This is a genomic window from Nonomuraea sp. NPDC003707, assembly GCF_053587055.1.
In genome coordinates this window covers 77,049-90,267 of record NZ_JBSFNK010000013.1, presented here as the reverse complement: position 1 = coordinate 90,267, position 13,219 = coordinate 77,049, and the positions used below count along the sequence as shown (strand labels likewise).

Sequence of the window (13,219 nt, the reverse complement as noted above, 5' to 3'; positions counted from 1 at the left end):
GAGCACCATGACGACAACCCACGGGCAGACCTCCGCACACCCCCGGCCCGGACGGCTGAGGCGCCTGCGCAAGGACTGGTGGATCTACCTCTTCCTCCTGCCGACCCTCGTCGGGTACGGCGCGTACACCATCTATCCCCTGCTGGCGTCGTGGTGGTTCGCGTTCCTCGACTGGCCGGGCTTCGCCGACGCCGGGACGTTCATCGGCGTCGAGAACTTCGCGCGGCTGATCGAGGACGAGCTCTTCTGGAACGCGTTCTGGAACTCGATCGTGTTCCTCGTGATCGCCGTGCCGCTGCGGGTCGGGCTGGCGCTCGCGCTGGCGATCGTGCTCAACCGGAAGAAGACGCCGTTCAAGGGCTTCTTCCGCACGCTGTTCTTCCTGCCGGTCGTCACCACGGGCGCCATCGTCGGCATCGTGTTCACGCTGCTGCTGGACGCCGGCGGCCCGGTGAGCATGTCGCTCGTCTGGGCGGGCCTGATCGAGTCGCCGGCGAACTTCGCCGCCGACGCCGGCACCTCGCTCTTCGCCGGGATCGCCGTCTGGGTGTGGAAGTGGCTGGGCATCACCCTCATCTACTGGCTGGCCGCGCTGCAGACGATCCCGCAGGGCGTCCACGAGGCCGCGATGATCGACGGCGCGGGCCCCTGGGCGGAGTTCCGGCGCGTCACGCTGCCGCTGCTGGTGCCGTTCCTGGTGATCATCACGTTGATCGACACCGTGGCGGCGTTCAACGTCTTCGACCTGATGCAGACCCTCACCGGCGGGGGGCCGTCCTTCTCTTCCGAGGTGATCGAGATCTTCATCTTCCGTACGGCCTTCCAGGCCACCGTCCCCCAGCTCGGATACGCCTCGGCCGCGGCGGTGCTGTTCGGGCTGCTCACCATGGTCCTCGCGATCGCCCAGGCGCTGGGCATGCGCTGGGCCAGGAGCCGGATGGGCTCGGCATGACCGCGCCCGCGGACACCCGGCCCGCCCGCCGCCCGCTTGCCGGACGGCCGGCCCTGCGCCGCCGCCCGCTTGCCGGACGGGCGGCCCCGCGCCGCCGGCCGAGCACCGGGCAGGTGGTGACCGCCGTCCTGCTGCTCGTGCTCGGCGGCCTGTGGGTCTACCCGTTCGTCTGGCTGGTCTCGGCGTCGCTGAAGACCTCACCCGAGATCTTCGGCACGGGGCTCGGTCTGCTGCCCGAGGAGCCGGTCTGGGAGAACTACGCCCGTGCCTGGAGCGAGGTCGGCTTCGCCAGGTATCTGGTCAACACCCTCGTCATCACCGCCGGCACGGTGGTGCTCGTCGTCGTGCGCAGCGCCCTGGCGGGCTACGTGCTGGGCCGCTACGACTTCGCCGGCAAGAAGTTCGTCATCGGCCTGTTCCTGGTCACGTTCTTCCTGCCCGAGGGCTACACGATCATCCCGGTCACCCAGCTCACCGACCAGCTCGGGCTGCTCAACACCCACGCCGGCGTGATACTCGGCCTGGGCGCGGGCGGGCAGATCGCCTCGACCCTCCTCTACGCCGGGTTCTTCAGGAAGCTGCCGAAGGAGCTGGAGGAGTGCGCCCGGCTGGACGGCGCGGGCCACTTCACCGTCTTCTTCCGCGTGATGCTCCCGCTGGCCTGGCCGATCACCGCCACGGTGGTCATCCTCACGTACCTGTTCGCCTGGAACGTCTACCTGCTTCCGCTGGTGTTCACGCTCAGCGACTCCGACCTGCGGACGCTGGCCGTGGGCATGACGGTCTTCGTGGGCGAGCGGGAAACGGACTGGTCGGGGATGGCCGCGGCCGCCGTGATCTCGCTGATCCCGGTGATCGCCGTCTTCGTCGTCCTCCAGCGGAAGTTCGTCGACAGCATCGCGGGAGCGGTGAAGCAGTGACAGGAACGTCGCAGTGAAGAGAACGGAGTTCTGAAACATATGTCTGTCCATGGCCGTGAGGCACTCGTGACGATCGACACCCGTCGCCCGGCGGGCCGGATCGACGACGACGTCTACGGACATTTCCTGGAATCGGCGTTCTTCGGCAACATCGAGGGCGGCGTGTTCGACGAGGGCTCACCGCTGTCCGTCGCCGAGCCCGGCCTGCTCAACGGCGTCCGCACCGACGTGCTCGACCTGGTCCGCGAGCTGGGCCCGGGGCCGATCCGCTGGCCGGGCGGCAACTTCACCTCGGCCTACCACTGGGAGGACGGCATCGGCCCGCGCGAGACGCGGCCGAGCCGGCTGGAGCTGGCCTGGGGCGGGCAGGAGTCCAACCGCTTCGGCACCGACGAGTTCCTGGCCTGGTGCGAGGCGGCGGGCGCGGAGCCGTACCTGGTGCACTCCTGCCGGAGCGTGGACGACGCGGTGCGCTGGGTCGAGTACACCAACTCCGCCCGCGCCACCACGCTCACCGGCCGCCGCGCCGCGAACGGGCGGGCCGAGCCGTGGAAGGTGCGCTACTGGGGCGTGGGCAACGAGGTCTACGGCCCGTGGCAGATGGGCCACCGCACGGCCGAGGAGTACGCCGCCGCCGCCCGCGAGCACGCCCGGTTCATGCGCCTGGTCGACCCCGAGATCCGCCTGATCGGCGTCGGCATCCCCTGGCAGCAGGAGCAGTGGACGCGCCCGGTGCTGGCCCGCGCGGGCAAGCTGCTGGACTACCTGTCCCTGCACCTGTACGGAGCCGGCACCCACCTGTGGACCGGCGACGACTACGACGCCGTCGTGGCCCAGGCGCTGTACTTCGAGCGGGAGATCCACGCCTACTCGCAGCTCGTCACCGAGCTCGCCGCCGAGGTGGGCCTGGAGCGCCCGCCCGCGCTCGCGCTCGACGAGTGGACCATGCGCCACCTCGAACCCGAGGACTGGCCACAGCCGCTGCCCGGCGACGACGGCGGCGTCGCCGAGCGCGAGCTGCCCGAGGCGGGCGACGGTCCGGGACGCCGGGTGCGGGTGAACCGGTGGAGCCCTCGCACGGTCGCCGACCTGGTCTTCTGCGCGGGCGTGTTCCACGCCGTCCACCGCTCCGCCGGCCTGCCCGCGCCCGTGTCCATGGCCAACCCGGTCAACCTGGTCAACGCCAACGGCCTGGTGGTCGCCCGCCCCAGTGGCGCGCTGCGCTCGGCGATCTACCACGTCTGGCACCTCTACCGGCACCACACCGGCAGGACCGTGCTGCCGTCCGAGGTGGACGGCCCGGCCAGGACGACCGCGGTCCGGCTCGGCGACAACTGGGGCCCGGACGGCCGGCTGCTCACCGCGCCCATGACCGTCCCGTACATCGACGTGTCGGCCACCCGCGCCGACGACGGCTCGGTGCGGGTGGCCGTCGTCAACCGGCACCGCGACGAGACCATCCGCGTGCGGCTCGTCCTCGACGGCAGCTCCGGCGCCACCCCCGCCCGCGCGCGGGTGCGCACCGTCGGCGGCGACGTCCCCGGTCTCGGCGTGGTCAACACGCTCGGCGCGCAGGACACGATCGGCGTGCGGGACCTGGGCGAGGTCGAGGCGAGCGGCGGGGCGTGGGAGATCGCACCGCACTCGGTGACCGTGCTGACCCTTCTCGAGGAGCCTTCGTGACCCAGGATGCCGGCCACCCCCGTCCTCTCCTCGTCCGCCCGCGCTGGCAGGACCTGTGCGGCGAGTGGGGCTACGCGACCGACGACCACGACCGCGGCCTGGCCGAGGGCCGGCACCGCGACGCCGGGGCCTTCACGCGCGCGATCACCGTGCCGTACCCGCCCGAGAGCGAGCTGTCCGGCGTCCACGAGCCCGAGCCGCACCCGATCGTGTGGTACCGCCGCACGCTGCGTCTGGAGCGCGAGCCGGGGCCGGACGAGCGGCTCCTGCTGCACTTCGGTGCGGTGGACTACCGGGCGCTGGTGTGGTTCAACGGCGAGTACGCCGGCGAGCACGAGGGCGGTCACACCCCCTTCACCTTCGACGTCACCGAGGCCGTCGTCCCCGGCGGGGAGCAGGTCGTGGTGGTCCGCTCGCAGGACGAGTGCGACGACGCGACCCAGCCGCGCGGCAAGCAGGACTGGCGCGGGGAGCCCCACGACATCTGGTACCACCGCACCACCGGCATCTGGCAGCCGGTCTGGGCCGAGGTCGTGCCCGCGCTGCACGTCCGGCGGCTGCACTGGACCCCGGACGTGCCCGGCGCCGCGGTGGCCGTCGAGGTCGAGCTCTCCGAGCGGCCGGACCCCGCCGTGGACGTCCACGTGGTCCTCACCCTCGGGGGCGAGGTCCTGGCGGAGCAGACGTGCCGCGCCGACCGGCGGGACGGCCGGTGGGTGATCGCCGTCCCGGCCGCCCGGCACCAGATGGAGCTCGGCGGGCTCCTGTGGACGCCGGAGCGGCCGACCCTGCTGGACGCCCGCGTCGAGCTGCGCCGCGACGGCGTCCTGATCGACGCGGTGACCTCGTACGTCGGCCTGCGCAGCGTCGGTGTCAGAGACGGCAGGTTCCTGCTCAACGGCCGGCCCCGGTTCCTGCGCCTGGTCCTGGCCCAGAACTACTGGCCCGGCTCCCACCTGGCCGCCCCCGCTCCCGGCGCGCTGCGCCGAGAGGCCGAACTGGCCAAGGAGCTCGGGTTCGACGGCGTGCGGGTGCACCAGAAGGTCGAGGATCCGCGGTTCCTGGCCTGGTGCGACCGGCTCGGCCTGCTGGTGTGGAGCGAGATGCCCAGCGCGTACGAGTACTCGCCCCGCGCCGTCGAGCGGCTGACCCGCGAATGGCTGGAGGTCGTCGCCCGCGACCGCAGCCATCCGTGCGTGGTGACGTGGGTGCCGTTCAACGAGAGCTGGGGCGTCTGGCACGCGGCGGACGTGCCCGAGCAGCGGCACGCCACCGCCGCGCTCTACCACCTCACCAAGGCGCTCGACGGCACCCGGCCGGTGATCTCCAATGACGGGTGGGAGCACACGGAGAGCGACATCTGGGGTCTGCACGACTACGCGCCCACCGGCGAGTCGATCCGCGAGCGCTACGCCGGGCCCGAGGCGCTCGCGCGCATCCTCGGCGACCGCCCGCCCGCGCGGCGCGTCGCCCTGCTCGGCGACCCGGTCCGGCGCGGGCAGCCGGTCGTGCTGTCCGAGATCGGCGGGACCAGCCTCCGCCCGGGGCCGGACGAGGCCTGGCACGGGTACGGCACCGTCGGCTCCACCGAGGAGCTGACCGAGGGGTTCCGGCAGCTCGTGGACGCGGTGCTGGACAATCCGGAGCTGGCCGGTCTGTGCTGGACCCAGCTGACGGACACCGAGCAGGAGCGGAACGGGCTGCTGACCGAGGACCGCGAACCCAAGGTGCCCGCGGAGACCATCCGCCGCATCCTCACCCGCCCGGCCCGGTCGGTGCCCGCCGAGGCCATCGACGCGGCCCGCCGCGCGGCCAGGGACCGCTGAGCCTGCGCGCGCGGGGGCGGCGGGTGCGTGCTCGCGGCCGCACACCCTTGACATCCGCGGATGTGACGAGTTAGCGTCCTCGAAACCCAGGATTAACGTTCACGTTAACGTTAATCCTGGACCCGGAATTTCTATGGGAAGGACGCCTGCGAGCGTGGAGACCACCCATGTTCCGGCCGAGGACCTACGCCGCGCGCTGATCGCGGCCGATCCGAAGCTGTCCAAGTTCAATCCCCTCCCCCGCATCCTCGCCTTCGACGAGTTCAATACCGGAACGCACGGTTGGTGCGAGCTCATCGGCAATCACGACGGCCACGGAAATCTCGACACGGTGGACGTGCACATGCGCGACTTCCGGCCGCCGCAGCTCAGCTCGTGCGATTTCTTCGACATCGGCACGCACGCCGCGATGAGCGGCAATTACGCGCTCAAGGTCGCCACCCGCCCGGTGGCCGGCCACACGGCGGTCGCGATCCGCCGCCTCACCATGGCCAGGCGCGGCGTGGTGCAGTTCGAGACGTACTTCACCTACAAGAGCGAGGCGGCCACGGCCGAGTCCTCGCTCGGCAACAGCTTCGGCGACATCGAATGGGACGGGAACCTGCACCCGTCCGAAGCCCAGTTCGGGGCGTTCACCGTGGCCACGGACCTGTGCGACGGCGAGGGCATCCGCTATCACTGCGTCGCCCGCTACCAGAACACCGACCTGGACAACAGGTTCACCAGGCGCTGGATCTACCCCGTGGTGCCCGAGCCCACCCCCAGGGAGAACCTGCACAACCAGGAGAACCTGTCCCCGGTCGAGGACTTCACCGCCCCGAATCCGGAGGACTGGCGCCCGCTCGACGACAAACCGCAGTACCTCTGCTACAACGAGGTGCCGACAAAGGTCAATTGGCACTACCTGCGCTGGCAGTTCGACACCAGGACCCGCACCAATATCGAGCTCCAGGTGAACGACCGGGTCATGGACATGCGACATGTCCCGGTCCCGCAGTATCCCGACAAATATGACGGCCTGGAGAACCTGCTCAATTTCTACGTGAGCGTGCGCACACATTCTCCGGTACGCAACTTCCTCTTCCTCGATTCCGCACTGATTTCCGTGGATTGGTGAACACCGGCATGAGGCATGCTCTTACCGCCGTTCTGGAGCGCAACACCACCTTCACCAAGGATTTCGTCACCGAGCCGTACGAGGCCGGATGGGCGGCCGAGGCGCGCTGGTTCGTGCGGACGCTGGAGCTGGAGGGCCAGGAACTGCGCCTGACCGCCCAGATCTCCCCCGACGGCCTGCACTGGTGCGACGACGACGAGACCACCGAGCAGATCGTGAAGGAGCCGGGCCTGGTGTCCCTGCGGGTGCGCGAGTTCGGCCACTGGCTGCGGCTGCGGGCCACGCTGGCGGGCGGCGACCCGCGGGCCAAGGTGCTGATCTACCTGGCCCTGAAAAGCTGAGAAAGGTACGACCATGGCAACAAGCAGGCGCCAGTTCCTGACCCTCCTGGGAGCCGCCGGCGCCGCAGTCGCGGGGTGCGCCCCTGGCGGCCCGGCGACAGGATCGGCCTCGGGGGGCAACCGGCCGTTCAACGCGGCGTTCTACCAGGCGATCAACGATCTGGACCCGCACGGGGCGAGCGCCGTCGACGAGGCCTCGCTCCTCGCCAACCGGCAGATCTACGACACGCTCGTGGCCAGGGACGGCGACCGGCTCGTGCCGCGCCTGGCCACCTCGTGGAAGCAGCCCGACGACACGACGTGGGAGTTCACCCTTCGCGAGGACGTCGTCTTCCACGACGGCACCAAGCTGACCTCGGCGGACGTCAAGGCGTCGCTGGAGCGGCTGGCCGCGTCCGACGGACCGCAGAAGCCCCTGTGGTCCGCCGTGGACGCCGTCGAAGCCCCCGACGCGGGCACCATCAGGATCACCACCAAGGACCCGCTGGGCACGATGCTGGTGAACCTGACGCTCGCCTTCATCGTCCCGGCCGCCCGGATCGGCAAGGCCGACCTGTCGCGCAGCCCGGTCGGCAGCGGGCCGTTCGCCGTCGAGTCGTTCACGCCGTCGTCCCAGCTCCTGCTCAAGCCCGTGCCCGGCTACTGGGGCGGTGCGGCCAAGCTGCCCGGTCTGCGCCTGCCGTACATCCCCGAGGCCTCCACGCGCATCACCTCCCTGCAGAACGGCGAGGTGGACGTCACCTGGATCATCCCTCCCGACGAGCTCAAGCGGCTGGGCGGCGTGAACGGCGTGAAGATCGACAGCAAGCCGGGGGTGAACTACTTCCTCGCCTGGTTCAACTGCGGCAGGAAACCCTTCTCCGACCCGCGGGTGCGCCGCGCGCTCCATCACGCGCTCGACGTCAAGAGCATCGTCTCCAGCCTGTACGGCGACGCCGCCGCCGTCATGGACGCCCCCATCCCGTCGGCCGTCTTCGGCCACGCGCCCCAGCAGCCGTACGACTACGACCCCGATCTGGCCAAGCGCGAGCTGGCCGAGGCCGGCCACGGCTCCGGCATCCGCACCTCGATGATGTGGTTCAAGGACACCGGCCCGCTGGCCACCGAGCTGGCGCAGTCGATCATCTCGGCCTGGGCCAAGGTCGGCGTCGTCGTCGAGCCGCAGCAGATCGAGAAGGCCGCCTGGCTCAAGCGCCTGACGGCGCTCGACTGGGACATCGAGCTCCAGGTCAACACCGTGACCACGGGAGACGCCGACTACACGCTCGGCAGGCTCTACACCAGCGAGGCCAACCGCATGGGCTACCGGAACAAGGAGCTCGACGGCATCCTCGCCAAGGCACGCTCCACGCCCGGCCAGGACGAGCGCAAGTCGTTGTACGCCCAGGCGTGCGAGATCATCTGGCGTGACGCGGTCGGCGTCTTCCCCGCGGCGCTGTCCAGCACGTACGGGCTGCGCTCCTCGGTGGCGGGATTCGTCCCGGCGGCCAACAGCCAGCCCGAGTTCCGCACGGTGTCGACCGCCGGATGATCCCTACGGAACGAGAGTGACATGCGCGAGGCACGCCGTACCACTCTGAAGGACATCGCCGAGAGCCTCGGCGTCTCGGTGAACACCGTCTCCCGCGCGCTGTCCGACAAGGACAGCGTCGGCGTGGAGACGAGGAACCGGGTCAAGGCCGAGGCCGAGCGGCTCGGTTACGTGCCGAACGTGACCGCCCGATCCCTGGTGCTGGGCTCGGCGAGCACGCTCGGCATGGTCATCACCAATCCGTCCAACCCGTTCTACGCCCAGCTCATCAGCGGCATGGAGCAGCGCTGCCGGGAGCACGGCTACTCCCTGCTGCTGATGGCGACGGAGGAGAGCCTGGACAACGAGCGGCGCGCGGCGGAGGAGCTGCTGCGGCGCGGCGTGGACGGCGTGCTCGTGGTGACCGTGCAGGAGGGGGCCGAGCACTGGCGGCGGTTCAGGGCGGCCGGGGTGCCTCTCGTCCTGATCAACCGCGACGTGCCCGAGCTGAACACCGACCTGGTGGGCGTCGACCACGTCCAGGGCGGCTACGAGGCCGCCAGGCACGCCGTCGCCCAGGGTGCCAGGAAGCTCTACTTCCTGGAGGAGGACCTGCACGTCTCGTCCGTCGCCGACCGCGTCGAGGGCTACCGGCGGGCCATGGCCGACAGCGGCCTGCCCATCGAGCCGGACACCCTGATCAAGGTGCCGACCCGGCGGCTGGAGCAGAGCGCGATGCCGTGGGACCCGAGCGAGGCCTACCGGCTGGGCAGAGAGGTCGTGCGGACCGCTCAACGGCCGATGGCGTTCGTCGCCGGCAACGACTACTTCGCGCTCGGCGTCTACCGGGTGGCGAACGAGGAGGGCCTGCGCATCCCCGACGACATCCTGGTCGTCGGCTACGGCGGCCACCCGTTCGCGCCGTACGTGATCCCCTCGCTGACCACCGTCGAGCTGCCCGCCGCCGACATCGCCGTGTCCGCGGTCGACCACATGCTCCGGCGGCTGGGGCGGCCGGCGGCAGGGAGGCCTCCCGAGCAGATCCTGTTCCCGCCGCGGCTGGTCATCCGGGCGTCGAGCGGTGGGGGCGTCACATGACCGCCTTCCTCGGACGGCGGCTCGCCCAGGCGCTGCTGCAGGTCTGGGGCGCCATCACCATCGTCTTCATCGCGCTGCGCGTGCTGCCGGGCGACCCGGCCGAGCTGATCCTCGGCAGCCAGGCCACGCCGGAGGCGCTGGAGGCGCTGCGCGACCGGCTCGGGCTGCGCGACCCCCTGCCCATCCAGTACGCGCGCCACCTCCAGGACATCGTCACCCTCGACTTCGGCCAGTCCTGGCGGCAGGGCGTCAGCGCTCTGGACGCCTGCCTGGAACGGCTGGGGCCGACCCTGTCGCTGTCCGTCTGGGCGATGGTGATCACCATCGTGCTGGGCTTCGCCGCCGGCTCCTTCGCCGCCCGCCGCGCGAACACCTGGGCCGACCACCTCGTCTCGGTGTCCTCGCTGGTCGGCCAGGCGCTGCCGCCGTTCTGGATCGGCATCATGCTGTCACTGATCTTCGCCCGGTGGCTGCAGATCCTGCCGAGCACCGCCGACGGGACCCTGGTCAGCCTGCTGCTGCCGGCGTTCACGCTGGCGCTGCCGTTCGTCGGCTGGCTGGGCCGGCTCGTACGGACCGGGATCCTCGAGGAGATGAACCAGGACTACGTCCGGACGGCCCACGCCAAAGGGCTGAGTCACCGGGTCGTCTTCTACATCCACGTGCTGCGCAACACCCTGGTCCCGGTGGTGACCATGCTCGGCCTGCTCATGGGCTACTTCATCGCCAACGGCGTGATCGTCGAGGTGATCTTCGCCTGGCCCGGGATCGGCTCGCTGCTGATCGACTCGATCACCTTCCGCGACTACGCCGTGGTCGAGGCCGTCCTCACCGTGATCACGGTCTGCTACATCGTGCTCAACCTGCTGGTCGACGTGCTCTACGTGTACCTCGACCCCAGGATCCAGTTGGAGAACGCCTGATGTCAGTGAAAGCCCCGAGCCGACCGGCCGCGTTGCCGCTGCGGGCTCGCCTGGCGCTCGGGACCGTGCTGGTGTTCGCGACGGCCGGCGTGCTCGGGCCGCTGCTGGCGCCGTTCGACGCCGCCCGCACCAGTCCCGTCGACCGCCTGCTGCCGCCGGGGACCCGGTTGTCCGACGGCGCCGTCGCCTGGCTCGGCACCGATCAGGTCGGCCAGGACATCCTTGCCGAGGTGCTGGCCGGGATGCGCACGTCGTTGACGGTGGCCCTGGTGACCGTGCTGGTCGGCGGGACGGCCGGGCTGGTGCTCGGGCTGTTCGCCGGCTACTTCGGCGGCTGGGCCGACGGGATCATCTCCAGGGTCGGCGACATCCAGCTGGCCTTCCCCAGCCTCCTCCTGGCGATCCTGCTGGCAGGAGTGCTCGGCCCGAGCATGGTGAACGTGATCATCGCGCTGGCGGTCACCCGGTGGGTGATCTTCGCCAGGGTGGTGCGCGGCTCGGCGCTCGCCGTGCGCGACCGGGAGTTCGTCGACTCGGCCCGGGTGATGGGCGCCTCGCACGGGCGCATCCTCGTGCACTACATCCTGCCGTCGTGCCTGCCGCCGCTGCTCGTCGCGGCGACCGTGCAGGTCGGCCTGACCATGGTCGCCGAGGCGTCGCTGAGCTTCCTCGGCCTCGGCGTCCCGGCCTCCCAGGCGTCCTGGGGCGCGACGATCGCCGAGGGCCGCGACTACCTGGCGTCGGCCTGGTGGATCGCCGCCGCGCCCGGAGCCGCGCTGGCCCTCGTGGTGGTGAGCATCGGGGTCCTCGGCGACCTGTTGCGCGACGCCTCCGACCCGATGACGGAGCTGTGACGATGGCCAATCTGCTGGAGGTCCGGGAGCTGGCGGTGGAGTTCGACACCCCGGAGGGGCCGCTGCGTGCCGTACGCGGGGTGTCCTTCGAGGTGGGCGAGGCCGAGACGCTCGCGATCGTCGGCGAGTCCGGCAGCGGCAAGAGCGTCACCGCGCAGACGCTGATGGGCCTGGTGCCGCTGAACGCGCGGATCGCGGGCGGTCGCGTGACCATCGAGGGCCGCGACGTCGTCGGCCTGTCCGACCGCGAATGGCGGGAACTGCGCGGCGAACGCATCGCGATGATCTTCCAGGATCCGCTCAGCGCCCTGAACCCGTCGCTGACCGTCGGCTACCAGATCGCGGAGATGTTCCGCAGGCACCGCGGCACCCGCAGGGCCGAGGCCAGGCGGCGGGCGGCGGAGCTGATGACGCAGGTGGGCATCCCGGACGCCGAGCGGCGCCTGGACGACCACCCGCACCGCTTCTCCGGCGGCATGCGGCAGCGCGTGATGATCGCGATGGCGCTGGCGCTCGATCCCCTGCTGCTCATCGCCGACGAGCCGACCACCGCCCTCGACGTCACCGTCCAGGCGCAGATCCTGCGGCTGCTGCGGCAGCGCCAGCAGGCCCAGCGGCTCGGCATGATCCTCATCAGCCACGACCTCGGCGTGGTGGCGCGTGCCGCCGACCGCGTGGCCGTCATGTACGCCGGCCGCGTCGTCGAGACGGGCACCGTGGCCGAGGTGTACGAGCGGCCCGCGCACCCGTACACGCTGGGCCTGATGCGGGCGGTGCCCGATCCCCGCGACATCGGCGCCCCGCTGGAGGCCATCGAGGGTCAGCCGCCCGACCTCGCCACGCCGCCCGCGGGCTGTTCCTTCCATCCGCGCTGTCCGTTCGCCAGGGACGTCTGCCGCACCGACGACCCCTTGCCGCGTGAGCTCGGTACCCGCAGGGCCAGCGCCTGCCACTTCGCCGAGGAGGTGGCGGCGCATGGCTGAGCCGTTGCTCGAGCTCACCGATCTGGTCACCACCTACCGCCTGCGGGCCGGGATCGGCCGGCCCGGCGGCGAGGTGCGCGCCGTGGCCGGCGTCAGCCTGACCGTCCACGCGGGAGAGACCGTCGGCCTGGTCGGCGAGTCCGGCTGCGGCAAGTCCACGGTCGCGCGGACCATCGTCGGCCTGGTGCGCCCGTCCAGCGGCAAGGTCCTGTTCGAGGGCCGCGACCTGGCCGCCCTGCCCGCCAGGGAGCTGCGCAGGCTGCGCCGGGAGATCCAGCTCGTCTTCCAGGACCCGTACGCCGCGCTGAACCCCCGCATGAAAGTCGCCGACCTCATCAAGGAGGCCTGGCGGATCCATCCGGGGCTGGTGCCGCGCGAGCGGTGGGACGCGGAGGTCGGCGCCCTGCTCGACCGCGTCGGCCTGCGCCCGGAGCACGCCGGACGCTACCCCCACCAGTTCTCCGGCGGGCAGCGGCAGCGCATCAGCATCGCCCGCGCGCTCGCCGTCCGCCCCCGCCTGATCGTCTGCGACGAGGCGGTCTCCGCGCTCGACGTCTCGGTACGGGCCCAGATCCTCAACCTGCTCGGGGAGCTCCAGCGGGACCTGGGTGTGGCATACCTGTTCATCTCCCACGATCTGGGCGTCGTCCGTCACCTGTGTGACCGGGTGGCGGTGATGTACCTGGGCAAGGTCGTCGAGACCGGCTCCAAGGAGGACGTCTACCGGAGCGCGGCCCACCCGTACACGCAGGCGCTGCTGTCGGCGGCGCCGAGCGTGGACGACTGGAGGGGCGGCGAACGCGGCGAGATCGTCCTGTCAGGAGATGTTCCCTCACCGTTGGACCCGCCTTCAGGCTGCCCTTTCCGAACACGCTGCTGGAAGGTCCAGGATCGGTGCCGCGACGAGGAGCCGGCGCTCATCGGCCGGGACACGGGTCATCCGGTCGCGTGCCACTTCCCCGACGCACCGGCGACACCCGCGGCCGATCATGGCCGCGTCCAGAAGGAGTGA

General features: G+C 71.1%; 12 protein-coding genes. All 12 read left to right on the top strand.

Annotated features, from left to right (window positions below; translation table 11 throughout):
• Positions 1 to 7 precede the first annotated feature (7 nt).
• The 12 genes from ACWDRB_RS31395 (at position 8) to ACWDRB_RS31340 (ending at position 13,219) form a co-directional block, all read left to right on the top strand.
• Positions 8 to 952 (top strand): carbohydrate ABC transporter permease, encoded by a 945-nt coding sequence (locus ACWDRB_RS31395; RefSeq protein ID WP_355209310.1) that lies wholly within the window; start codon positions 8 to 10, stop codon positions 950 to 952.
• Positions 949 to 1,872: a carbohydrate ABC transporter permease gene (locus ACWDRB_RS31390; RefSeq protein WP_449899695.1), complete on the top strand. Its 924-nt coding sequence runs from the start codon at positions 949 to 951 to the stop codon at positions 1,870 to 1,872. The genes ACWDRB_RS31395 and ACWDRB_RS31390 overlap by 4 nt, the downstream gene beginning before the upstream one ends.
• Positions 1,873 to 1,938: 66 nt before the next feature.
• Entirely contained in the window at positions 1,939 to 3,555 is a 1,617-nt protein-coding gene (locus ACWDRB_RS31385) for an alpha-L-arabinofuranosidase C-terminal domain-containing protein (protein WP_449899693.1), read from the top strand.
• On the top strand, positions 3,552 to 5,381 hold the full coding sequence (locus ACWDRB_RS31380) for a glycoside hydrolase family 2 protein (RefSeq protein ID WP_449899691.1): 1,830 nt from the start codon (positions 3,552 to 3,554) through the stop codon (positions 5,379 to 5,381). The genes ACWDRB_RS31385 and ACWDRB_RS31380 overlap by 4 nt, the downstream gene beginning before the upstream one ends.
• Before the next feature lie 154 nt (positions 5,382 to 5,535).
• Positions 5,536 to 6,498 carry a DUF6772 family protein gene (locus ACWDRB_RS31375; RefSeq protein WP_363971787.1) on the top strand — a complete coding sequence of 321 codons (963 nt, stop codon included), beginning with the start codon at positions 5,536 to 5,538 and terminating at the stop codon, positions 6,496 to 6,498.
• Between the two features lie 8 nt (positions 6,499 to 6,506).
• Complete coding sequence (locus tag ACWDRB_RS31370) at positions 6,507 to 6,839, top strand: hypothetical protein (RefSeq protein ID WP_350734139.1); 333 nt, start codon at positions 6,507 to 6,509, stop codon at positions 6,837 to 6,839.
• A 13-nt stretch (positions 6,840 to 6,852) separates the two neighbouring features.
• Positions 6,853 to 8,370: an ABC transporter substrate-binding protein gene (locus ACWDRB_RS31365; protein WP_449899688.1), complete on the top strand. Its 1,518-nt coding sequence runs from the start codon at positions 6,853 to 6,855 to the stop codon at positions 8,368 to 8,370.
• 21 nt (positions 8,371 to 8,391) lie between these two features.
• Positions 8,392 to 9,447 carry a LacI family DNA-binding transcriptional regulator gene (locus ACWDRB_RS31360; RefSeq protein ID WP_449899686.1) on the top strand — a complete coding sequence of 352 codons (1,056 nt, stop codon included), beginning with the start codon at positions 8,392 to 8,394 and terminating at the stop codon, positions 9,445 to 9,447.
• Complete coding sequence (locus tag ACWDRB_RS31355; RefSeq protein ID WP_449899684.1) at positions 9,444 to 10,370, top strand: ABC transporter permease; 927 nt, start codon at positions 9,444 to 9,446, stop codon at positions 10,368 to 10,370. The genes ACWDRB_RS31360 and ACWDRB_RS31355 overlap by 4 nt, the downstream gene beginning before the upstream one ends.
• Positions 10,370 to 11,224 (top strand): ABC transporter permease, encoded by an 855-nt coding sequence (locus ACWDRB_RS31350; protein WP_397372568.1) that lies wholly within the window; start codon positions 10,370 to 10,372, stop codon positions 11,222 to 11,224. The genes ACWDRB_RS31355 and ACWDRB_RS31350 overlap by 1 nt, the downstream gene beginning before the upstream one ends.
• A 2-nt stretch (positions 11,225 to 11,226) precedes the next feature.
• Positions 11,227 to 12,207, top strand: a complete 981-nt coding sequence (locus tag ACWDRB_RS31345) for an ABC transporter ATP-binding protein (protein ID WP_449899682.1) — start codon at positions 11,227 to 11,229, stop codon at positions 12,205 to 12,207.
• The gene (locus tag ACWDRB_RS31340) at positions 12,200 to 13,219 is read left to right on the top strand and encodes an ABC transporter ATP-binding protein (protein WP_355209327.1); all 1,020 of its coding nucleotides are present in this window, start codon (positions 12,200 to 12,202) and stop codon (positions 13,217 to 13,219) included. The genes ACWDRB_RS31345 and ACWDRB_RS31340 overlap by 8 nt, the downstream gene beginning before the upstream one ends.